General features: G+C 74.7%; 17 protein-coding genes. 10 read left to right on the top strand and 7 right to left on the bottom strand.

Annotated features, from left to right (window positions below):
* Nucleotides 1–111: 111 nt before the first annotated feature.
* Nucleotides 112–516, bottom strand: coding sequence for a VOC family protein (locus tag V5O46_RS08530; protein ID WP_332883869.1), 405 nt, complete (start codon nt 514–516; stop codon nt 112–114).
* A gap of 227 nt (nt 517–743) precedes the next feature.
* Complete coding sequence (locus V5O46_RS08525; RefSeq protein ID WP_332883868.1) at nt 744–1,949, bottom strand: glycoside hydrolase family 64 protein; 1,206 nt, start codon at nt 1,947–1,949, stop codon at nt 744–746.
* Between the two features lie 214 nt (nt 1,950–2,163).
* Here V5O46_RS08525 and V5O46_RS08520 point away from each other — a divergent pair, with 214 nt between their 5' ends.
* Complete coding sequence (locus V5O46_RS08520) at nt 2,164–2,445, top strand: hypothetical protein (RefSeq protein WP_332883867.1); 282 nt, start codon at nt 2,164–2,166, stop codon at nt 2,443–2,445.
* 39 nt (nt 2,446–2,484) lie between these two features.
* Here the strand turns inward: V5O46_RS08520 and V5O46_RS08515 are convergent, their stop codons facing one another.
* Nucleotides 2,485–4,074, bottom strand: coding sequence for a glycerol-3-phosphate dehydrogenase/oxidase (locus tag V5O46_RS08515; protein ID WP_332883866.1), 1,590 nt, complete (start codon nt 4,072–4,074; stop codon nt 2,485–2,487).
* 113 nt (nt 4,075–4,187) lie between these two features.
* Entirely contained in the window at nt 4,188–4,805 is a 618-nt protein-coding gene (locus tag V5O46_RS08510; RefSeq protein WP_332883865.1) for a TetR/AcrR family transcriptional regulator, read from the bottom strand.
* Nucleotides 4,806–4,876: 71 nt separating this feature from the next.
* Between V5O46_RS08510 and V5O46_RS08505 the strand changes: the two genes are divergently transcribed.
* The gene (locus V5O46_RS08505; protein ID WP_332883864.1) at nt 4,877–6,475 is read left to right on the top strand and encodes an FAD-binding oxidoreductase; all 1,599 of its coding nucleotides are present in this window, start codon (nt 4,877–4,879) and stop codon (nt 6,473–6,475) included.
* A gap of 197 nt (nt 6,476–6,672) precedes the next feature.
* The gene (locus V5O46_RS08500) at nt 6,673–7,554 is read left to right on the top strand and encodes a YegS/Rv2252/BmrU family lipid kinase (RefSeq protein ID WP_332883863.1); all 882 of its coding nucleotides are present in this window, start codon (nt 6,673–6,675) and stop codon (nt 7,552–7,554) included.
* Between the two features lie 647 nt (nt 7,555–8,201).
* On the opposite strand, the gene V5O46_RS08495 is transcribed toward V5O46_RS08500, so the two are convergent.
* Nucleotides 8,202–9,245 carry a M48 family metallopeptidase gene (locus V5O46_RS08495; protein WP_332883862.1) on the bottom strand — a complete coding sequence of 348 codons (1,044 nt, stop codon included), beginning with the start codon at nt 9,243–9,245 and terminating at the stop codon, nt 8,202–8,204.
* A gap of 234 nt (nt 9,246–9,479) precedes the next feature.
* Nucleotides 9,480–10,175: a class I SAM-dependent methyltransferase gene (locus V5O46_RS08490; protein ID WP_332883861.1), complete on the bottom strand. Its 696-nt coding sequence runs from the start codon at nt 10,173–10,175 to the stop codon at nt 9,480–9,482.
* A 193-nt stretch (nt 10,176–10,368) separates the two neighbouring features.
* Here V5O46_RS08490 and V5O46_RS08485 point away from each other — a divergent pair, with 193 nt between their 5' ends.
* The 4 genes from V5O46_RS08485 (at nt 10,369) to V5O46_RS08470 (ending at nt 15,897) form a co-directional block, all read left to right on the top strand.
* Nucleotides 10,369–12,564 carry a DUF1996 domain-containing protein gene (locus tag V5O46_RS08485; protein WP_332883860.1) on the top strand — a complete coding sequence of 732 codons (2,196 nt, stop codon included), beginning with the start codon at nt 10,369–10,371 and terminating at the stop codon, nt 12,562–12,564.
* Nucleotides 12,565–12,784: 220 nt separating this feature from the next.
* Nucleotides 12,785–14,488: a tetratricopeptide repeat protein gene (locus V5O46_RS08480; protein ID WP_332883859.1), complete on the top strand. Its 1,704-nt coding sequence runs from the start codon at nt 12,785–12,787 to the stop codon at nt 14,486–14,488.
* 35 nt (nt 14,489–14,523) lie between these two features.
* Nucleotides 14,524–14,958 carry a BlaI/MecI/CopY family transcriptional regulator gene (locus tag V5O46_RS08475; RefSeq protein ID WP_408648944.1) on the top strand — a complete coding sequence of 145 codons (435 nt, stop codon included), beginning with the start codon at nt 14,524–14,526 and terminating at the stop codon, nt 14,956–14,958.
* A 6-nt stretch (nt 14,959–14,964) separates the two neighbouring features.
* Nucleotides 14,965–15,897: a M56 family metallopeptidase gene (locus V5O46_RS08470; RefSeq protein ID WP_332883857.1), complete on the top strand. Its 933-nt coding sequence runs from the start codon at nt 14,965–14,967 to the stop codon at nt 15,895–15,897.
* Between the two features lie 25 nt (nt 15,898–15,922).
* Here the strand turns inward: V5O46_RS08470 and V5O46_RS08465 are convergent, their stop codons facing one another.
* The gene (locus tag V5O46_RS08465) at nt 15,923–16,375 is read right to left on the bottom strand and encodes a flavodoxin family protein (RefSeq protein WP_332883856.1); all 453 of its coding nucleotides are present in this window, start codon (nt 16,373–16,375) and stop codon (nt 15,923–15,925) included.
* Between the two features lie 158 nt (nt 16,376–16,533).
* Here V5O46_RS08465 and V5O46_RS08460 point away from each other — a divergent pair, with 158 nt between their 5' ends.
* From V5O46_RS08460 to V5O46_RS08450, 3 genes are all read left to right on the top strand, one after another.
* Nucleotides 16,534–17,046 (top strand): GNAT family N-acetyltransferase, encoded by a 513-nt coding sequence (locus V5O46_RS08460; protein WP_332883855.1) that lies wholly within the window; start codon nt 16,534–16,536, stop codon nt 17,044–17,046.
* Between the two features lie 183 nt (nt 17,047–17,229).
* Nucleotides 17,230–19,614: a phosphoketolase family protein gene (locus tag V5O46_RS08455; protein ID WP_332883854.1), complete on the top strand. Its 2,385-nt coding sequence runs from the start codon at nt 17,230–17,232 to the stop codon at nt 19,612–19,614.
* Between the two features lie 61 nt (nt 19,615–19,675).
* Complete coding sequence (locus V5O46_RS08450; protein WP_332883853.1) at nt 19,676–22,066, top strand: glycoside hydrolase family 65 protein; 2,391 nt, start codon at nt 19,676–19,678, stop codon at nt 22,064–22,066.
* Nucleotides 22,067–22,098 lie beyond the last annotated feature (32 nt).

The raw sequence follows: 22,098 nt of genomic DNA, 5'->3' as shown, positions 1-22,098 counted from the left end.
CGACACAGCAAGAATGCGCCACGACCGCCCTGTCGCGCACCCGGGGGACGCGGGGAATCCGTTCCGGCCGCGACCGGACGGGCCGCGGCCGGCGGGGTCCGGGGCCGGTTTCTAGGGGCGGGCGTAGGGCCGGGTCATGATCTCCATGTTGTGTCCGTCGGGGTCGTCGAAGTACGCGCCGCGGCCGCCGAACAGCCGGTTGATCCGCCCGGGCTCGGTGTGCCCGGGATCCGCGTAGTAGGTGACTCCCACGGCGTCGAGGCGGGCGATCATGCCGTCGAACTGTGCGTCGGGCACCAGGAACGCGTAGTGCTGGGCCTGGATCGGCTCGTCGCGCATCTGGTAGTAGTCGAGCGTCACTCCGTTGCCGAGGTCGACGGGCAGGAACGGGCCGAACGGGGCGCCGACCTCCAGCCCGAGTATCGCGGTGAGGAACTCGGCCGACAGCTGCCGGTCGCGGGCGTGGACGACGGTGTGGTTCAGCTGGACGGTGGTGGTGACTTCTTCGTGGGACATGGCCGGGTGGTCTCCGGTTCCGGTGGTCGGTGCAGGGATGCAGAACGCAGGAACGCGGAGACGGGCGGGCCTCTGGCCCGCCGCAGGCTCACGGCCGGGCCGGGGTGCTCACTCGTGCATGGCCCGAGGCCGACCCGGCAGTCACCGGGCCGACCCTAGTCGGGTGCTCGGGGCCGGTGCAACGGCGAATTCCCGCCGGGGGATCCGGGAGAGCCGGCGGTCGTCGGTCAGCCGAACGGGTCGAGGGTGAGCCGGGCCTCCTGCGGGCTGCCGTCGTGGACCAGCGACTCGTGGTTGCCGACGTCGTCGAAGGCGAACGCGTAGGCCTTGCCGTCGGTCGTCCGGGCGTGGATCGCGCGGGCGTAGTGGTTGGTCACGGGATCCCGGTAGAAGTCCTCGGACGTGGGGTCCGGCTGGTGCGGACTGGTCAGCAGCGTCGACCGGTTGAATCCGGCGCAGAGCGTGCGGGAGATCGGGCCTCGCACGGCGTCGTTGGGAGCGTCCAGCAGCTTGTGGCAGCCCAGGACGCTGTCCGCGTCGGGTTTGCGGAAGCTGGTGACGACGGTGCCGCTGCCGTCGGTGAAGTGCAGGACACCGCCCGACACCCGGCCGTGGTACGTGGTCCCGGGCCGGTCGGCGAAGGGGGTCACCGTGAGCATGTCCGTGGCGTACTTCCGCCAGACCCGGTCGATGTAGTCGTCCAGCACGGAGGCCGGCAGCGCACCGGTCGCCACGCCGTGGCCGGGGGCCAGGACCCGCAGGACGGTGCCGTCGGACCGGGTCCGGACCAGACCGGACCAGCCGCCGGGCTGCGCGCGCAGATCGTCCAGCACGCCCTGGTAGCCGCCGGGCCGGAGCCGGCCCGTGGTGGCGGTGCTGCCGTCGCCGCGCCGGACGCCGACCGTGTACGGCGCGGAGAACATGTCGACCTGTGTGCTGTTGATCCACAGTCCGGAGCCGTTGAGCGTGTACTCGGACCAGTTGAACAGGATGTCGTGGTTCGGGTCGTCCGGGTTCTGCACCGCCGGCTGCACCAGACCGCCGGTGGCCAGCCTGAACACCAGCTTCCGTCCGTACGAGAAGTAGATCCGGCCGGAGAGCCGGGGGATGCGGATGGTGGTGGTCCGCCCCGGCGCCGGTCCGGCGATCGAGGCGTCGGGTGCCGGCACGGGCGGACTGCCGCCCGCGGGCCAGGCGTGGAAGGTGCCGTTCGCGTCGGCCCAGCCCTGGCGGCCGGTGGCGAGCTCGGTGCCGAGCGTGTAGACGTACACCGGCCCGGCGCGGCCGGAGTCGTTGGTGACGGTCAGCGGGATGGTCGCGGGAGCGGCGGCGTGGGCGGGGCCGGTGGGGCCGGCCGCGAGCAGGGCCCCGGCCACGGCGGTGGCGAGGGCGGTCGTCGCGGCGGTGATCCGGTGTCGGAGCCTGTCGAGCATGCTGAACCTCCGTACGGGCCCTGCGGCGGGCCGCGGAGAGTGGGGGGCGCGGAGAGTGTGCGGAGTGCAGGGGGCTGGTCCGGACCAGTTCTGAGAGCGCTCTCAGCGTGTCGCTGAGGCGTGCCCATGTCAATACGTGCGGCGTGTGCGGACGTTCGGCCGCGGCGACCGGCTCGGCGCGCGGGCCGGCGGTCGCCTGGCTAGGGTTCTGTGTGTGGCTCACACCTTCGACGAGCTCGTGCAGAAACGGCGCGCGGCGGACCAGGCGCACAGCCGGGTGGAGAAGCTGCGCGACTCGTACGGGCCGCCCACGCAGGCGCACTGGACCCCGCGGCAGTCGCACACCTACGAGACCGCCGTACGGGCCTGGCGCGACCTCGACCGCGATGCGAGCAGCGCGATGGCGGAGTACGTGAGGGAGCGCGGCCGGCCCCGGCAGGAGGTCGAGGAGAGCGTGCACCGCGCCGTCGAGGACGCCCCGGGCCCCGGGATCTGACCCGCACGCGGGCCGCGCCCCGGGGTCCGCGGCCCGGCGTCAGGCCTGCCGGGCGAGGCCCTCGGCGAGGAGCCCCCGCACGGTGTGCAGCGCCTCGGCGCGGTCCTCCGGGACCACGCCGATCCGGCTGCGCCGGTCGAGCAGGTCGGCCTCGTCCAGCGCGCCCTCGTGGCGCACCGCCCACAGCAGCTCGGCCCCGGTGACGGGGTGGCCCGGCAGCACCGGTTCGGCCAGCCGGGGATCCCGTGCGGCGAGGGAGTGCACGGCCGGTGCCTCGGTGCCGAGGCGCTGCACCAGGCGACGCGGGGCCCGGAGTGCGGCCAGGGTGCGGGGTGCGGCGGCACCGACCAGCGGGAGCGAGGCGGTGGGGGAGGGGCCGGCCGTCAGGCCGCGGGCGTTGACGGCGGCGTCCACCGCGTCCTCGGCCATGCGGCGGTACGTCGTCAGCTTGCCGCCGACGACGGTGACCACACCCTCCGGCGAGGTGAGCACGGCGTGCCGGCGCGAGACGTCCGCCGTGCGCGGGGCCGCGCCGGACCGGCCCTCCGGGGCGGTGTCCAGCAGCGGGCGCAGTCCCGCGAAGGCGCCGACGACGTCGGCGCGGTGCACCGGGACGTCCAGCACCGAGCCGAGGACGTCCAGCAGGAACCCGATGTCGGTCTCGGGTACGTCGGGGACGTCCGGTATCGCACCGTCCACCGGTTCGTCGGTGAGCCCGACGTAGACCCGGCCGTCGCCCTGGGGCAGCACGAGGACGAAGCGGTTGGTCTCGCCCGGGACCGGGATGTGCAGACCGGCGGGCAGCGGGCCGAGGTGCGCGGAGCGCAGGACGAGGTGGGTACCGCGGGAGGGGCGGACCCGGATGCCGTCCACCAGGTCGCCGGCCCACACCCCCGAGGCGTTGACCACCGCGCGGGCGCGGATCTCGCCCTCCTCGCCGGTGAGTTCGTCACGGAACCGGGCGCCGGACGCGGTGACCTCCAGGGCTCGGACGCGGGTCAGGATCCTGGCGCCCCGCGCGGCGGCGGTGCGGGCCAGCGCGACCACCAGGCGGGCGTCGTCGGTGAGCCGGCCGTCCCAGGACAGCAGGCCGCCGCGCAGCCCGTCGGGGCGCAGGGCGGGGGCGAGATGGCGGGTCTCCACGGCGGACAGCCGGCGCGGGGCCGGCAGGGTTGCGCGGGCGGTGCGGGCCGCCAGGCGCAGCGCGTCGCCCGCCCGGAAGCCCGCGTGGGCCAGGGCGGCCCGGCCGCGGGAGACCATCGGTGTCAGCGGCAGCACGAACGGCTGGGCGCGCACCAGGTGCGGGGCGGTGCGCTCCATCAGCACGCCGCGTTCCACCGCGCTCTCGTGGGCCACGTCGAGCTGCGCGGAGGCGAGATAGCGCAGTCCGCCGTGGATCAGCTTGGAGCTCCAGCGGGAGGTGCCGAACGCCAGATCGTGGGCGTCCACGGCGACCACGTCCAGGCCGCGCGCGGCGGCGTCCAGGGCGGCCCCGGCACCGGTCGCTCCCAGGCCGACGACCAGGACGTCCACGACGCGGCCGTCGGCCGCCTCGGCCAGTTCCCGCGCCCGACGGGCCGAGGACAGCGACGAGGGCGAGCCGGGCGAGCCGGGCGAGGCAGGTGACACAGGTGAGGAGGGTGAGACGGACGAGGCGGGTGAATCCGATGAAACTGATGAGACGGACGGAGAGGGAGAGGCGGAGGCCGGGCGGGGGCCGGGGACGGGACTGCCGGTCGGGCTCATGGGGTGAGGGTCCTCTCCAGGATGGTGCGCAGCTCCGCGAGGAAGGCCGCGCCGGTCAGGTCGGCGTCGTCCTCGTCGGTCATGGTCCGCAGCGACAGCGCGAAGGACTGGACGATCAGCAGCAGCGCCCGGGCCTGCCGTCCGGCGTGGGCCGCACGCACCGAACCGTCGGCGTGCCCCTCCCGCAGGGCCCCGGCGAGCAGTTCCAGCAGCGCCTCCTGGCTCGCCCCGCGGCGGTCCAGCACATAGGGCAGCAGCAGCTCGGGATCGACGTCGACGATCTTGTGGAACAGCGGATGGTCACGGAAGGCGGTCACTCCGGCCACCAGCCCGTCGACCAGCAGCGTGCGGGTGTCCGCCCCCGGCCGGCGCTCGGGCATCGCCCCGGTCGCCACGGCGATCCACTCCCGTGTCATCAGATCGCCGACCAGGGAGCGCACATCGGGCCAGCGCCGGTACAGCGTCATCCGGGAGACGCCCGCGCGGCGGGCCACGTCGGTCATGGTCGTCCGGCGGACCCCGACGGCCAGCACGCAGTCCCGCACGGCGTCGAGCACCGCGTCGCCGTCGGAGGAGTCCTGCCGGGCCGAGCCGTTGTGACGAATAGGCGTCATGTGTAACAGTGTAACGCCCCTGAGGCCGCCACGGCGGCTCCCCCTCGAAACGACCCGTGAGGACGACAGGCATGGACATGCTGTGGAACGGCTGGGGCGACCCGGCCAGGGCGACGCCGCTGCCGGACACCGTGACCGGGCTGCTGCGCGACTGGCTCGGCGTCAAGCCGCAGGCCACGGCCCTGGTCCGGCTGGAGGACATCACCGTCACCGGGCCCGCCCCGGAGGACGCCGCACACCGGGCACTGCTGTCCGCCGTCGGCGACCGCGCGGACCGCGTGCGCACCGACGCCGAGACCCGCATCCGGCACACCCGCGGCAAGTCCACCCCCGACCTGCTGCGCATCCGCACCGGGGACACCTCGGAGGCTCCGGCCGCGGTCGTCCTCCCGGACAGCCACGACGAGGTGGCCGCCGTGCTCCGCGCCTGCGCCGAACACCGCCTCGCCGTGGTCCCGTTCGGCGGCGGCACCTCCGTCGTCGGAGGTCTCGCCCCGGGCCGGCGGGGCGCCTTCGTCGCCCTGGACCTGCGGCACCTGAACCGCCTGCTCGACCTCGACCCGGTCTCCCGCACCGCCACCCTCCAGCCCGGCCTGCGCGCCCCCGAGGCCGAGGCGCTGCTCGCCGAGCACGGCTTCACCCTCGGCCACTTCCCGCAGTCCTTCGAGTGGGCCACCATCGGCGGCTTCGCGGCGGCACGCTCCAGCGGACAGGCCTCCGCCGGGTACGGCCGCTTCGACGAGATGGTGCTGGGCCTCACCCTGGCCACGCCCGAGGGCACCCTCGACACCGGCCGCGCCCCGCGCTCGGCGGCCGGACCCGACCTGCGCCAGCTGCTGCTCGGCTCGGAGGGTGCCTTCGGTGTGATCACCTCCGTGACCCTCCGGGTCCGGCCCGTCCCGCAGGTGCGCCGCTACGAGGGCTGGCGCTTCGCCTCCTTCGACGAGGGCGCCGCCGCGCTGCGCCGGCTCGCCCAGGACGGTCCGCGGCCCACGGTGCTCAGGCTGTCCGACGAGACGGAGACGCTGATCGGCCTCGCCCAGCCCGACGCCATCGGCTCCGGCGCAGAGCAGCAGAACGCCGGCTGTCTGGCCGTCGTCGGCTTCGAGGGCACCGAGGAGGACACCGCGCACCGCCGCGAGGGCGCCGCCGCCGTCCTCGCCGACTGCGGCGGCACCTTCGCGGGAGCGGAACCCGGCGAGCGCTGGGCACACGGCCGCTACTCGGCGCCGTACCTGCGCGACTCCCTGCTCGACGCCGGTGCCTTCGCCGAGACGCTGGAGACCGCCGCCTTCTGGTCGCGCCTCCCCGGCCTGTACACCGCCGTCCGCGAGGCGCTCACCGGCACCCTGACCGAGGCCGGCACGCCACCACTGGTCATGTGCCACATCTCGCACGTCTACGAGAACGGCGCCTCCCTGTACTTCACGGCGGTCTCCGCCCAGGGCGACGACCCGGTGGCGCACTGGACGCGGGCCAAGCACGCCGCGAACGACGCGATCCTCGCCGCCGGCGGCACCATCACCCACCACCACGGCGTCGGCACCGACCACCGCGACTGGTACGTCCGGGAGGCCGGGGACCTGGGCGTCGCGGCGCTGTGCGCGGTCAAGCGCCGGCTGGACCCGGGCGGGCTGCTCAACCCGGGTGTGCTCCTGCCCGCGGACTGACCCGGCTCCGCCGTCCGCCCGGCCTGCCGCGCTCGCGGGCCCCCGGCCCCGGGCCCCGCGCGCCGCCCCGGGGGGGCCCGCCCCGCAAGACCCCGCCCTCCTGATGCCCCGCCCCCCTGCGAGACCCGGGCCCTGGCCCGGCCCGCCCCTGCGTGAGACAACAGTCCGGCACCACCGCTCAGCCCGGAGGCACATCGATGCGACAGTTCACCGCCGTCGTCAACCCCACCGCGGGCGGCGCCACCGGCGCCGCGGCGCTGCTGCGGGTGGCCCGGCTGCTGCGGGAGGCGGGCGCCGGACTGGAGACCGAGTACAGCCGCAGCCTCGACCACGCCCGCGAACTCGCCCGGCAGGCCGGGGAACGAGGGCGGGTGGTGCTCGCCGTCGGCGGCGACGGCATCGCGGGCGGCATCGGCGGCGCCCTCAGCGGGACCGGAGCGCTCCTCGGCCTGGTCCCGGCCGGGCGGGGCAACGACTTCGCCCGCGCGCTGGGCCTGCCCACCGACCCGGACGGCCTCGCCCGCGTCCTGCTGCACGGCGAACCGCGCGCGGTCGACACCGTCGAGGTCACCTCCGCCGTCCACGACCGCACCGTCGTGCTCGGCAGCGTCTACGCAGGGGTGGACGCGCTCGCCAACCGCCACGCCAACCGGTCCCGGCTGCTGCGCGGCACCGCCTCCTACACCGCCGGCGCGCTGCGTGCCGTCACGGCCTGGCGCCCCACCCGCTACCGGGTCACCGTGGACGGCCGGGAACACGCCTACACCGGCTACACCGTGGTCGCCGCCAACTCCGGCTACTACGGCTCCGCCCGCCGCATCGCCCCGGGCGCCGAGGTGGACGACGGTCTGCTGGACGTCGTGATGATCCACGACGCACCGCGCCGGCTGTTCTTCGCGCTGATGAGGGAGCTGGACACCGGTGCGCACGTGCACCGGCCCCAGGTGCGTGTCGTCCGCGGCGAGGAGATACGCATCGAGGCCGACCGGGAGGTGCCCTACGGCGCCGACGGCGAGGTCGAGGCGGTCCTGCCCGTCACGGCCCGGGTACTGCCGGGCGCCCTGCGTGTCCTGGGCTGACTTCGAGGGGGGCGCGAGCCGGGCCCGGGCCTTGGCCCGTACGCCGCAGTTCCGCGGGGCCGCGGCGGTCACCGGCAACCCCTACGAGCGGCTCCCGCGCGACCTCGTGTACGAGCCGCCGCACCTGCGCGACACCAGCCTCCCTCAGGGCTACCGGATCCCGCGGCCCTACCTGCACGGCTACGCCGTCGACCCGCCCGCACCGCCGGGGGACATCCGTGAGGCGCTCGGCGTCTCCGGGCGTGCGGGCCTCCGGCGGCAGGTGTCCGCACCGGCCGACCTGACCCGTTTTCATCCGCGGCCACGCCGCGGGCGCGCTGTACGGCAAGGAGGTGCGGCACGCGCGGCGGCCGTGGGTGCCCGGCGACTCCCGGCCCATGGGGCCCGGGCCGCAACGCCGCCGGACCGGGCGTCCTCCGCCGCACCACCCGGTGCGGCACGGTCCTCGGCCACACCGGCGACCTCCCCGGCTGCACCCAGCTCGCCGCGGCCCCGACGGCCGCCGCTCCCCGACCTTCACCGTCACCATCCGGTTCAACGAGACCCCCTCCCCCGACCGCACCCGGCGCCTGGGCGGCCTCCGGGAGGACTTCGTCCGCGCCCCGCCGTACCACCGCTGACGACGCCGGCGGGCGGCCCGGCCGGCATCAGCGGACCGGCCCGGTGCCGTCGCGGATCGACCGCTCGGCGACGGCGCGTGCGGCCGGTTCCAGCTCCCGGTCCAGTGCGTCGGCGGCCGCCCGGCCGAGCCTCACCGACCCGGGGTGCCACTCCGCCCCGCTCAGCCGGTCGATCCGCGCCTGCGTGACCTCGTGGTGCGGTCCCCGGTCGGGGAGGTCCGCGGTGTGGGCGGCGAGACTCCGCCACAGGTCCCGGGCCGCGTCGCGCCGACGGAACGTCCCGGCCTCGACCGCGAGCCGCCGCAGCTCGGTCTCCACCGCGGCCGACCGGGCGAGGCGCTCGAGTGCCTGCACCGCGGCCCCGGTGGAGGCCACCCGGGCGGCGAGCGCGTCCGAGCGGAACTCCGCCTCCTCGGCCACGGGGGCGACCAGGCGCCGGGCCGACCGGGCCGGCAGCCGCAGCGGCCAGGCGGCGAGCCGGCCGCCCCAGCGCGCCAGGGCACTGTCCACCCGGAAGCGAGCCGCGGCCTGCGCCATCTCGTCCGCGTGCCGGCTGGTCGAGGGGGCGGCGAGGACCTGTTCCCGCAGCAGGCCCGGGTCACCGGAGGACCGGCCGGGGCGGTGCGGGTCCGGCAGCGCGGTGCGCACCACCAGGTTGTACCGCACATCACCGGTGGCGAAGTGCCCCAGGGCATGGGCCAGGCAGGCGACGCGCTGCTGCGGGGTGAGCGTCGCCCACAGGCCGAGACCGATGTCGAGCCGCCTCCCCCGGAGACCGCGGGGCGCCGCGCCGATCGAAAGGCCCGGAGTGAGGCGCACGGCGTCGCATCCCCGGGTGCCGACGGCATCCGCCGTCTCGTCCAGCAGTGCGAACAGCAGGGGCGCGTCGGCCCGTCCCAGCAGCTGTTCCTCCTCGTCCCTGCCGAAGCGCGGACGCAGGTGCAGGGCGAGGCCGATCAGGAGGATCCCGAGGAGGGGCAGCACGACCGTCTCCCAGCCGAGGACGATCAGCAGTGCGCCGCCGACCGCCAGTCCGCCGGTCACGAGGTGGACGACCCCGCAGACGGCCACGGCGGCCACCGTTCGCCCCCGGCGGAGGCGGAGAGGGCCCACCCGGCCCCCGCCGCCTGCGACTCGCGGGCGGGCCGCTTCCCGTGGTCCGGTCCGGTGCATTGGTCAGCCCCCTATGTGCAGGTCAGGCGGTACGCGTGTACCGGGCCGACCATGCTGCACGGTCACGGCCGCGTCATGCACTGCCCGGAGTCGGCAGACCCGGCGCGGACCCGGTGCCGGAGTACAGCAGCGTCAGGCGGACGCCGGGGGCCTGCGGCGGCAGTGCAGGAAGAGCTGCGGTTCCGGTCCGGCGTCCGGGTGGGCGGGGGTGAACAGCAGTTCCTGCCGGTCCAGCACCTCCAGCCCGGCGTCCTCGGCCAGGGCCGCACATCCCGGTGGTGAGAAGCTGGAGACCCGCACCGGTTGCCCCATGAAGACGGCATCGACGCCGGCCACGTCCACCGGCACGGTGGCGAGGACCAGATGCCCCGCCGGGGTCAGCGCCCGCACCAGCCGCCTCATCACGTCCGCCTGCTCCGGCCGGTCCAGCTGGAGCAGTGAGAAGTACACGCAGACCGCGTCGAAGGACCCGTCGTCGAGGGACACCTCGCGGATGTCGGCGCACCGGAAGGACGCCCCCGGCACCTGACGGGCCGCCAGCTCCACCATCACGGAGGAGACGTCGACACCCAGCACCTCGTGCCCCGCGTCCGCCAGCGTCCGGGCCGTCGGGACTCCCGTCCCGCTGCCCACGTCCAGCACCCGGCTGCCAGGCGCGAGCCGGGTCAGCAGCCAGTCCAGAGAACGCCGGTGCGCCTCCGACCCGGAGAACGCCTTCTCGTAGGCGGCGCCCAGCCTGTCGAACACGGCCGCGGCCGACCGCCCCTGGTGCTCGTCGGTCACGACGGTCCCTCCGATGGATCGGTGCCGGTGCGGATGCCGGTGCATGCTTCCACCGGGGTCCGCCGTCGGCAAGGGGACCAGGACGACCGGGGGCACCAAGGAGGCCTGGGAGGCGCCGCGTCCGTGAGGTGAGGGATTCCTGAGAATCCGTGAGGCGTTTGAACGCTCCGGGGCCCGGCTCCGTATGGATCCGGGGGCACAGCCCTGCCCCCGCACAGCCACGACGTAGGAGCACGCCTTGGGACACAGCAGGCGCAGACGCCCGACCGGTGCACGACGCGCGACCTCTGCGGCGGTCGCGCTGATTCTGGGTGGCGGCGGGCTGGTGGCCGTCAACGTGTACGCCTCCGCCACCGAGCCCGATCCGAAGCCGGCTGTTCCGCTCGGCGCTTCCGGGGTCGCCGCGACGGTGGACTGCCCCGACCTGAGCACTCGGCTGACGACCGTGCCCGAGCAGGCCAGGACGGAGGTCGACACCGAACTCGCCCGGCTGGACGAGCAGGTCTCCACGGCCTACCGCCAGTTGCAGGAGGCGGCACGCACGGCGGACGACGGCCGGCTGGACGAGGCGGCGGTCCTCGATCCGCTGAAGCGGGACCGGGCGGAGAGCATCGGGCGCATCGCGGCCGCGATCGACCGCGTCGGCGACCGCCCGCAGGGCCTGGAGAAGCTCGCGGAGTGCTCGCTGCGGCGCACCGAGGTCGAGCCGGCGGACGGGCAGGCCGACGGGCAGGCGGACGGAGGCAACGACGGCGGCGGACAGGACGGGGCCGGCGCCGGGCAGGGCGACGGGCAGCAGGGCGACGGGGACCAGCCCGGGGACGGCGGTCAGGCCGACAACGGCGGACAGGCCGGCAACGGCCCCGTGGCCGCGGACTTCATCGACATCAAGAACGTCCCGCCGAACTCCCGGGACCTGGAGAACGGCCTGGCCGCCGACGGTGACGGGGGCTCCACGGGCTCGTTCACCACGGAGTGCGGGGTGAACGAGAACAACCTGTTCAACAGCGACAACATCATCGTCGCGCCCGGCGTCGACAACGGCGCCCACCACACCCACGACTACGTCGGCAACCAGGGCAACAACGCCTTCGCCAGCGACGAGGACCTCGCGAACGCCGAGACCACGTGCCGCAACCAGGCGGACAGGTCGACCTACTACTGGCCGGTGCTGCGGCTCCAGGACGGCACCGAGGAGTTCGACAACGACGATCTGGGCGGCGGCGCCGAGGGCAACGTCGGCCGGATCCTGAAGGCACAGCAGGCCGAGCTCAGGTTCGTCGGCAACAAGCAGGGCGACGTCGTCGCGATGCCGAAGTTCCTGCGCATCATCACCGGTGACGCGAAGGCCTTCACCAACGGCGTGAAGAACGCCAACACCTCCTTCAGCTGCACCGGCTTCGAGGACCGCCAGATCACCGACAAGTACGTGCTCTGCCCCGAGGGCAGCCAGGTGGTGCGCACGTCCAACTTCCAGAGCTGCTGGGACGGGCGGAACATCGACAGCGCCAACCACCGCGACCACGTGGCGTTCGTCCGGCAGGACGGCAGCTGCCCCGAGGGCTTCCAGGCCGTCCCGCAGCTCCAGGCCCGCCTGGTCTACGACGTGCCGACCCCGGTCGTCGAGAACGGCCAGGTGCGCAACCCGTACGCCGTGGACGGCTTCCCGGAGCAGCTGCACAAGCCGATCACCGACCACAACGACTTCATCAACGTGATGGACGACGACCTGATGGACCAGGTGGTCGCGTGCATCAACGCCGGGAAGCAGTGCGGCCCGGACGACGCCCGGCAGCCGGAGCAGCCCGGCGGCGACCAGGGCGGCGAGCAGAACCCGGGTGACAACGGCGGGGGCAACGGCGGGGGTCAGGACAACCCCGGCGGCGACGAGGGCCAGGGCGGCGACGACGGCGGTCAGCAGAAGCCGGGCGACGACGGGAACCAGGACCCCGGCCGGAACCAGGGCGACGAGGGAGGCGCCGGCGACGACCAGGGCAACGCCGGCGACGGAGGAAACGCCAACGGCGGCGGCAGCGCCGGCGACGCGGGCGGTCAGGACGACCGGGGCGACGGCGGCGAGCAGACCGCCGAGGCCCCGGCCCCCGCCCCGGAGGACGGCACCGAGGACGCCTCGCCGCCCGACGCCGCCGGGACACCCGGTGCCGCCGAACCTCGCGCCGCCACCACGTCCGCGGCCCCGCCGGCCGGCGGGGCGCGGGAGGACGCCGCGCGGGAGGACGCCGCGCAGGACCAGGACGGGAACGACCAGGCCGCGGCCGGCGACGACGACTCCGAGCCGACGCCCGCACCGCAGGCCCAGGGCGGTCTCGCCGAGACGGGGGCGGGCCTCGGACTCTGGCCGGCGGCGGCCGGAGGAGTCCTGGTGGCCGCCGGCTGCCTGCTCCTGATCCGCATCAGGCGCAGCACCGCGTGACACCGCGCCGCACGAGGCGCTGACGCGGAGCCCGGATCACGGCGGGCGGGGACGCACCACGGCCCCGTCCGCCGTCGCGTGCGCTCCACCCGGCCGCGTGGCCCAGCCGGCCGAGGCGCACGGGACGCCGCACCGAACGGCGCAGCCGCCGCATCCGCGGCACGCCCGCCGTCGGTGGACAACCGCAGCTCCGGGAGCGCCGCGGGGTATACAGCGAGCCATGGACTACTACGACCTCGGCACCCACCACCGCCCCGTGACGACCTCGTCCGCCGAGGCCCAGACATGGTTCGACCGAGGACTCAGATGGTCGTACGCCTTCAACCACGAGGAGGCCGTCACCTGCTTCGAGGCCGCCGTGGCGGCGGACCCCGACTGCGCCATGGCCCACTGGGGCATCGCCTACGCCCTCGGTCCGAACTACAACAAGCAGTGGGAGGACTTCGACGCCCAGGAGCTGGAGCAGACCGTCGAGCGCGCCCACGCCGCCGTCGAACGGGCCCACGAGAAGGCCGCCGGGGGCACGCCCGTCGAACGCGCGCTGATCGGCGCACTGCGCGCCCGCTACCCGCAGCCGCGGGCCGCCGAGGACTGCTCGGTGTGGAATCCGCCGTACGCGGACGCGATGCGCGCCGTGCACGAGCTCGCCCCCGGCGATCTGGACGTCGCCGCGCTCCGCGCCGACGCCCTGATGAACATCAGGCCCTGGCAGCTGTGGGACCTGCGCACCGGCCGCCCGGCCGAGGGCGCCCGCACCCTGGAGGCGAAGGAGGTCCTCGACCGCGCCCTCGGCACCGAGGACGGCCGCGCCCACCCGGGAGTGCTGCACCTCTACATCCACCTGATGGAGATGTCGGGCACCCCCGAGGCCGCCCTGACCGTGGCCGACCGGCTGCGCGACCTGGTCCCGGACGCCGGCCATCTGCAGCACATGCCGTCCCACCTGGAGGTGCTGTGCGGCGACTACCGGCGCGTCGTGGCGGACAACACCGCCGCGATCGCCGCCGACGAGAAGTACCGAGCCCGGGCCGGCGTGATGAACTTCTACACGCTGTACCGGTCGCACAACTACCACTTCAAGATCTACGGCGCCATGTTCCTCGGCCAGTACCAGGTGGCCCTGGACACCGCCGACCGGCTGGAGGCGTCCATCCCCGAGGAGCTCCTGCGGCAGGAGAGCCCGCCCATGGCGGACTGGCTGGAGAGCTTCGTCGCCATGCGGGTGCACGTGCTGATCCGGTTCGGCCGCTGGGCGGACATCCTCGGCCTGCCGCTGCCCGCCGACCCGCGGCTGTACTGCGTCACCACCGCGATGCTGCACTACGGCCGCGGCGTCGCGCTGTCCGCGACCGGCAGGATCGCCGAGGCCGAGGCCGAGCGGCAGCTGTTCCGCGAGGCCGTCGAACGGGTGCCCGGCACCCGCATGCTGTTCAACAACACCTGCGCCGACATCCTCGCCATCGCCTCGGCGATGCTCGACGGCGAACTGGAGTACCGCAAGGGCTCCTACGACGCCGCCTTCGCCGCCCTGGAGCGGTCGATCGACCTGGACGACAACCTCCCGTACGACGAACCCTGGGGATGGATGCAGCCCACCCGGCACGCCTACGGCGCCCTGCTGCTGGAACAGGGCCGCGTCGCCGAGGCGGAGGCGGTGTACCGGGCCGATCTCGGCCTCGACGACACCCTGCCCCGCGCTCTGCAGCACCCCGGCAACGTCTGGGCCCTGCACGGGCTGCACGAGTGCCTGGGCCGCCTGGGCAAGGAGGGGGAGGCCCGGATCGTGGCCCACCAGCTGAAGATCGCCGCCGCACTGGCGGACGTCCCGGTCGCCTCGTCCTGTTTCTGCCGGCTCGGGACCACTGCCGGAGTCCCCGCCGCCGAAGCCCCCGCCGGGGAAGGCTGCTGCGGCACGGACCGCTGACCGGGGGCGCCGTCCCCGCCGGGCCGGTCTATACGATGTCGGCCCCGGGGAACCCGGCGGGGAGCGAAGGGAGAGGTGCCGTGACGGATGACCAACGGCGCCCGCGGCGGCGGGGCCAGGGCGAGCTGGAGGCACTGGTGCTGGCGGCGCTGGCCGAGGCGGACGGCCCGGTGCCGGCCGGCTGGGTCCAGGAGCGCCTCGGCGGCGACCTCGCCTACACCACGGTGATCACCATCCTGACCCGGCTGCTGGACAAGGGCGCCGTCACCCGGGAGCGGGCCGGCCGCTTCTTCGTCTGGACGCCCGCCGCGGACCAGGCCGGCCTCGCCGCCCGCAGGATGCGCAAGGTGCTGGACGCCGAGAGCGACCGCGAGGCGGTGCTCGCCAGCTTCGTCACCGGCCTGGGCGCGGACGACGAGCGGCTGCTGCGCGAGCTGCTGGGCCACCCCCGTGCCACCGGCGAGGACTGAGGCCGCGTGGGCGTCTTCGTCTTCCTGCCGCTGGTGCTCCCGCTGACCGCCTGGCCCATCGCCCGGCTGGCCGAACAGCATCTGCACCCGCGGACCGCCACCCGGCTGCTCACCGGGGTGGCCGCGGTGATGGCCCTGTGCAGCACGGTCTGCCTGGCCCTGGTGATGGTCGTCGGCACCGCACAGCTGCCCGGCAACCCGTTGCCCGACGGCTGGTCGGACCCGGAGGTACGGGCGGCCGTCCGCTACGACGAGGTGGTCGGCAAGGCGGCGATCCCCGCCCTCTGCGCGGTGGTCGTCGCCTCGGCGCGCGAGCTGTGGCGGCACGGCCGGGTACGCCGCCGCGCCCATCGCGCACTGGCCGCACTGCCCGGCACCGAGGTGGCCGTGCTGCCCGACGAGGCGCCGTACGCGTACGCGCTGCCCGGCCGGCGCCGTGGCCGCGTGGTGGTGACCACGGCGCTGCTGGAGCGGCTCGCACCCGCCGAACGCCGGGCGCTCTTCGCGCACGAGCGGGCCCATCTGGCGGCCCGGCACCACCGCTTCCTGCTCGCCGTCCGGCTGGCTGCGCTGGCCAACCCGTTCCTGCGGCCGCTGCGGACGGCCGTGACCTACACGGCGGAGCGGTGGGCGGACGAGGAGGCGGCGCGGACGGTCGGCTGCCGCCGGACGGTGGCGCACGCCATCGGCAAGGCCGCCCTCGTCTCCCGCGGGACGCCGGCCGCCACCCTGGCCGGCCTCGCCGCGCCCGGACCGGTGCCCCGCCGGGTGGCGGCCCTGCTGGGCCCCGCCCCCGCGGTGCGCGACTGGCCGCCGGTGTTCACCTCCGTGGGCCTGGCGGTCTGGGCGGCCGCCGCCGGAACCGCGGTGTCGGCGATGTCCTCGGCCAACGCGGCGGTCACGATGTTCCTGGTACTGCGCGCGGCCACGCCCCTCTGACCGGCTCGGCCGGCGCCGGCGGCCCTCACTCCGTCAGCCCGGCGGCCAGCGCCGCTCCCAGCTCCCAGCACGCCTGGAGGTCCGCCTTGGACGGCTCCCCGGTCACCGTCACCGCCGGTGCCTCCCGGCGCCAGCCCAGCCCGGTCGTGACGGACTCGATGCCGCGCACGGCCCCCGTCGTGTCGCTGCCGCCGTGCACGTAGTAGCCGAAGGGCCGGCCGCGCGTCTCGTCCAGACAGGGGTAGTACATCTGGTCGAAGAAATGCTTGAGCGCACCGGACATGTAGCCGAGGTTCGCCGGGGTGCCCAGCACATAGGCGTCCGCCTCCAGCACGTCGGGCACGGTGGCGGCCAGCGCGGCCCGCCGCACCACCCGCACCCCCTCGATCTCCGGCGCGCTCGCTCCGGACCCGACGGCCTCGAGCATCGCCTGGCAGTTCGGCGACGGCGTGTGATGGACGATCAGCAGAGTGGCCACCCCCGAAGCCTGCCGTCCCGCACCCCGCGTCCGCAACAGACGGCGTACCGTCACCCCTGGACGGGCTCTGACGGGCACGACGGCCCCCGACCGGCACGACGGCCCTGACGGGTACGACCGCGCACCCGACACGACCGAGAAACGGACCCCCCTCACCCATGTCCCTCACCTGGACGACCCGCGCCGAGACCGACGCCGACATCCCGGCGATCCGCGAGATCCTCCTCGCCGCCTTCCCCACCGCGGAGGAGGCCGACCTGGTGGACGCGCTGCGCACCGACCCGGCCGCGTGGATCGACGGCCTGTCCGTCGTCGCCGCGGACGACACCGGACGGCCCGTCGGCCACGCCCTGCTCACCCGTTGCCACATCGGCGACAGCCCGGCCCTGTGCCTGGCCCCCTGCGCCGTGCTGCCGGACCGGCGGCGCAGCGGGGCGGGCTCCGCGGCGATCCGGGCGGCGCTGGCCGCCGCCCGCCGCGAGGGCGAGTACCACGTCGTCGTCCTCGGGCACCCCGAGTACTACCCGCGGTTCGGCTTCACCCGCGCCGCCGACCACGGCATCAGCGTGCCGCTCGACGTCCCGGACGAGGCCCTCATGGCCCTCACCCTCGACCCGGGCCACCCGCTGCCGCGCGGTGCCGTGCGCTACGCCGCCCCGTTCGGCATCTGACGGTCCCGGCCGCGGCACCCCGCGGCCCGGCGGCACACGGCGTTCGCGCCGTCGTCCGACGTGACCCGAACGGCCCTGTCGGGTACCCGCGCGTTGCGCACAGGGTGGTGGGATCGACAGGAGGACCGGCACCGGGCCGCCCTCACCGGCCCGACCGCCGTCCCGACCCGGAAAGGACACCGGATGTCCGCCGACACGCAGCAGGGACCCGCCGGGCTGCCGGACGAGGAACTCACCGCGCTCGACGCCCACTGGCGCGCCGCGAACTACCTCTCCGTCGGCCAGATCTACCTGATGGCCAACCCGCTGCTGACCGAACCGCTGCGCCCGGAGCACATCAAGCCGAGGCTGCTCGGCCACTGGGGCACCTCGCCCGGTCTCAACCTCGTCCACACCCACCTCAACCGGGTGATCCGCCGCCGCGACCTGGACGCCCTGTGCATCTGGGGCCCCGGCCACGGTGGCCCCGCCGTCCTGGCCAACGCCTGGCTGGAGGGCTCGTACACCGAGACCTACCCGGACGTCACCCGGGACGCGGCCGGCATGGCCCGCCTCTTCCGGCAGTTCTCCTTCCCCGGCGGGGTGCCCAGCCATGTCGCGCCGGAGACGCCCGGCTCCGTCCACGAGGGCGGCGAGCTCGGCTACGCGCTGTCGCACGCCTACGGCGCCGCCTTCGACCATCCCGGACTGGTGGTCGCCTGTGTCATCGGCGACGGCGAGGCGGAGACCGGACCGCTGGCCGCGTCCTGGCAGTCCAACAAGTTCCTCGACCCCGTGCACGACGGCGCGGTCCTGCCGGTCCTGCACCTCAACGGCTACAAGATCGCCAATCCGGCCGTGCTCGCCCGGCTGCCCGAGGCCGAACTCGACGAGCTCCTGCGCGGCCTGGGCCACGACCCGCTGCACGTCGCCGGCGACGATCCCGCGGCCGTGCACCGTGCGATGGCCCGGGCGCTGGACACCGCGCTGGACCGCATCGCCGCCGTCCAGCGGGCCGCCCGCGAGGACGGCGCCACCGACCGGCCCCGCTGGCCGGTGATCGTGCTGCGCACCCCCAAGGGCTGGACCGGCCCGGCGGAGGTGGACGGCCTGCCCGTCGCGGACACCTGGCGCTCCCACCAGGTCCCGCTGTCCGGCGTCCGCGACGACCCCGAGCACCTGCGGCAGCTGGAGCGGTGGCTGCGCTCCTACCGGCCCGAGGAGCTGTTCGACGACACGGGCGCGCCCCGCCCCTCCGTCCTGGACTGCGTCCCGGCCGGCGCCCGCCGCCTCGGCGCCACCCCCTACGCCAACGGCGGGCTGCTGGTGCGCGACCTGCCCCTGCCACCGCTGGAGAAGTACGCCGTCCCCGTCGACAAGCCGGGCGCCGGGCCGCACGAACCCACCCGGGTCCTCGGCGAGCTGCTGCGCGACGTCATGGCCGCCACCGCCGACCGGCGGGACTTCCGGCTCGTCGGCCCCGACGAGACCGCCTCCAACCGCCTCGAGGCCGTCTACGGGGCCAGCGGCAAGGCCTGGCAGGAGCGGACCCTGCCCGTCGACGAGGACCTCGACCGGCACGGCCGGGTCATGGAGATCCTCTCCGAGCACACCTGCCAGGGCTGGCTGGAGGGCTACCTCCTCACCGGCCGGCACGGCCTGTTCTCCTGCTACGAGGCCTTCGTCCACATCGTCGACTCGATGGTCAACCAGCACGTCAAATGGCTGCGCGTGAGCCGCCGGCTGTCCTGGCGGGCTCCGATCGCCTCCCTCAACTACCTGCTCACCTCGCACGTGTGGCGCCAGGACCACAACGGCTTCTCCCACCAGGACCCCGGCTTCGTCGACCACATCCTCAACAAGAGCCCCGAGGCCGTCCGGGTCTATCTGCCGCCGGACGCCAACACCCTGCTCTCCGTCGCCGACCACGCGCTGCGCAGCCGCGACCACGTCAACGTGATCGTCGCCGGCAAGCAGCCCTGCTTCGACTGGCTGTCCCTGGACCAGGCCCGCGCCCACTGCGCCCGCGGCGCCGGCATCTGGGACTGGGCCGGCACCGAGGACGGCACCCGCGAACCCGACGCCGTCCTGGCCTGCGCCGGCGACGTCCCCACCCAGGAGGTGCTGGCCGCCGCCCAGCTGCTCCGCCGCCATCTGCCGGACCTCGCCGTCCGCGTGGTCAACGTCGTCGACATCGCCCGGCTCCTGCCGCCCTCGGAGCACCCGCACGGCATGACCGACTTCGAGTACGACGGGCTGTTCACCACCGGGAAACCGGTGATCTTCGCCTACCACGGTTACCCCTGGCTGATCCACCGGCTCGCCTACCGCCGCACCGGTCACCCCCATCTCCATGTGCGCGGCTACAAGGAGATCGGCACCACCACCACACCCTTCGACATGGTGGTCGGCAACGACCTGGACCGCTACCGGCTGGTCATGGACGTCATCGACCGGGTACCCGGACTGTCCGTGCCCGCCGCCGCGGTCCGGCAGCGGATGGCGGACGCCCGGCTGCGGCACCACGCCCACATCCGCGAGCACGGCGTCGACCTGCCGGAGGTCGCCGACTGGTCCTGGGCGGGCTGACCGGCGGCCGGACCCGGGGCCGCGCCGCGACCCCACCACCGCGCGAAGGGAGACCAGCGCCGTGACCACCACCTCCGCGACCACCGCAGCCTGGACCTGGGACTACGACGGCTACGACCCGGCGGCCCAGCGGCTGCGGGAGTCGCTGTGCACCCTGGGCAACGGCTACTTCGCCAGCCGTGGCGCACTGCCCGAGTGCACCGCGGACGAGGTGCACTACCCGGGCACCTACGCGGCCGGCTGCTACAACCGGCTGACCTCCGAGGTCGCCGGACGCCGGGTGGAGAACGAGGACATGGTCAATCTCCCCAACTGGCTCCCGCTGCGCTTCCGTCCCGCCGGCGGCGACTGGCTCACCCCGGACACCGCACCCGTGCTGGCCCACCGTCAGGTCCTGCACCTGGAGTCCGGACTGCTGGAGCGGCACACCCGCTACGGGCTCGGCGAGCACGGCGGTCTCACGGTGCGCCAGCTGCGCCTGGTGCACATGGCCGACCCCCACCTGGCCGCCCTGCGCACCGAGTTCACCGTGGAGTCCGGCACCCTCGACCTGGAGGTGGAGGCGGCCCTGGACGGCGGGGTCACCAACGACGGGGTACCGCGCTACCGGGAGCTGGAGGGCCGCCATCTGACCCATGTGCACACCGGCTGCGACCTGCCCGACACGGTGTGGCTGCGCTGCCGCACCACCACCTCCGACATCCGGGTCGGCCTCGCGGCCCGGCTGACCGCCGACGCGCCGGTCGACTGCGAGCACGACCACCTGCGCGCCACCCAGCGCGTCCGGCTGCGCCTCGACCCCACCCACACCGCGGTGGTCGACAAGACGGTGGCCCTGCACACCTCCCGCGACGCGGCGATCAGCGATCCGATCCAGGCCGCCGTCGACCGGGTCGACGCGGCCCCGCCCTTCGACGCGCTGCTCCGCTCCCACCGCACCGCGTGGGGCCAGCTGTGGCGCCGCGCCCAGCTGGAGGTGCCCGGAGAGGCGGGCCGCATCCTGCGCCTGCACCTCTTCCACGTCCTGCAGACGCTCTCCCCGCACACCGCCGACCTGGACGTCGGGGTCCCGGCCCGGGGACTGCACGGGGAGGCCTACCGCGGCCATGTCTTCTGGGACGAACTGTTCGTCCTGCCCTACCTCAATCTGCACTTCCCCGAGGTCTCCCAGGCCCTGCTGCACTACCGCCACCGCCGTCTGGAACGCGCCCGCGCCGCGGCCCGTGCGATCGGCCGGCGCGGCGCGCTGTACCCGTGGCAGAGCGGCAGCGACGGCCGCGAGGAGACCCAGCAGCTGCACCTCAATCCCCGCTCGGGCCACTGGCTGCCCGACCACAGCAATCTCCAGCGGCATGTCGGCTCCGCCGTCGCCTACAACGTGTGGCAGTACTGCGAGGCCAGCGGCGACGCCGAGTTCCTGCACACCAAGGGTGCCGAGATGCTGCTGCAGATCGCCCGTTTCTGGGCGGACTCGGCCGTCTGGGACGAACACCTGGGCCGGCACCGCATCCGCGGTGTCGTCGGCCCCGACGAGTACCACGAGGCCTACCCCGACGCCGACACCCCCGGCCTCGACGACAACGCCTACACCAACGTCACCGCCGCCTGGGTGCTCGCCCGCACCCTGGAGGTCCTGCGCACCCTGCCCGAGCCGCGGCGCCGCGAACTCGTCGAGCGCACCGACCTGGACGGCGGCGAGCTCCAGCAGTGGGAGGACGTCTCCCGCACCCTGTACGTCCCCTTCCACGGGGGCGTGGTCAGCCAGTTCGAGGGCTACGGCGAGCTGGCGGAGCTCGACTGGGAGGACTATCGCCGGCGCTACGACGACATCCGCCGGCTGGACCGGATCCTGGAGGCCGAGGGCGACACCGTCAACCGCTACCAGGCCTCCAAACAGGCCGATGTGCTGATGCTGGGCTATCTGTTCTCCCCGGCCGAACTCCAGTCGCTCTTCGGCCGGCTGGGCTACCGGCTCGACGAGGAGACCTGGCGCAACACCGTCGACCACTACCTGGCCCGCACCAGCCACGGCTCCACCCTCAGCGGACTCGTCCACGGCTGGATCCTGGCCCGGGCCCGGCGCGCGGAGGCCTGGACGTTCTGCCAGGAGGCCCTCAAGGGCGACGTCGCCGACCTGCAGGGCGGCACCACCGGCGAGGGCATCCACCTCGGCGCCATGGCCGGCACCCTCGACCTGGTCCAGCGGGGCCTGCCCGGGCTGGAGACCCGGGCCGGCGCGCTGTGGCTGAACCCGGTGCCGCTGCCGGAGCTGTCGTCGTACGGCTTCTCGCTGCGCTACCACGGCCACTGGGGCGTACGGCTGCGCCTGGAGCACGGGAGGCTGGAGATCGCCGTGCCCTCCTCCAACGGGCTGCCGATCGACGTCCGGCTGCCGGACCGCGAGGTCCGGATCCAGCCGGGCGACACCTGCCGGCTGGCGCTCCCGGAGTGAACCGCGGGGATCACCGCCGCACCGGCCGTCCC

It is taken from the genome of Streptomyces poriticola (assembly GCF_036689765.1).
Taxonomy (GTDB): Bacteria; Actinomycetota; Actinomycetes; order Streptomycetales; family Streptomycetaceae; genus Streptomyces; species Streptomyces poriticola.
Note: the sequence above shows the minus strand (reverse complement) of the source record. Positions and strands in the feature narration are given on the sequence as shown.

What these genes read in the sequence shown, in the direction of transcription:
- V5O46_RS08530 (WP_332883869.1), bottom strand. Translation starts at nt 516, where the DNA reads ATGTCCCACGAAGAAGTCACCACCACCGTCCAGCTGAACCACACCGTC.
- V5O46_RS08500 (WP_332883863.1), top strand. Translation starts at nt 6,673, where the DNA reads ATGCGACAGTTCACCGCCGTCGTCAACCCCACCGCGGGCGGCGCCACC.
- V5O46_RS08480 (WP_332883859.1), top strand. Translation starts at nt 12,785, where the DNA reads ATGGACTACTACGACCTCGGCACCCACCACCGCCCCGTGACGACCTCG.
- V5O46_RS08525 (WP_332883868.1), bottom strand. Translation starts at nt 1,949, where the DNA reads ATGCTCGACAGGCTCCGACACCGGATCACCGCCGCGACGACCGCCCTC.
- V5O46_RS08505 (WP_332883864.1), top strand. Translation starts at nt 4,877, where the DNA reads ATGGACATGCTGTGGAACGGCTGGGGCGACCCGGCCAGGGCGACGCCG.
- V5O46_RS08490 (WP_332883861.1), bottom strand. Translation starts at nt 10,175, where the DNA reads ATGCACCGGCATCCGCACCGGCACCGATCCATCGGAGGGACCGTCGTG.
- V5O46_RS08475 (WP_408648944.1), top strand. Translation starts at nt 14,524, where the DNA reads ATGTCGGCCCCGGGGAACCCGGCGGGGAGCGAAGGGAGAGGTGCCGTG.
- V5O46_RS08460 (WP_332883855.1), top strand. Translation starts at nt 16,534, where the DNA reads ATGTCCCTCACCTGGACGACCCGCGCCGAGACCGACGCCGACATCCCG.
- V5O46_RS08455 (WP_332883854.1), top strand. Translation starts at nt 17,230, where the DNA reads ATGTCCGCCGACACGCAGCAGGGACCCGCCGGGCTGCCGGACGAGGAA.
- V5O46_RS08510 (WP_332883865.1), bottom strand. Translation starts at nt 4,805, where the DNA reads ATGACGCCTATTCGTCACAACGGCTCGGCCCGGCAGGACTCCTCCGAC.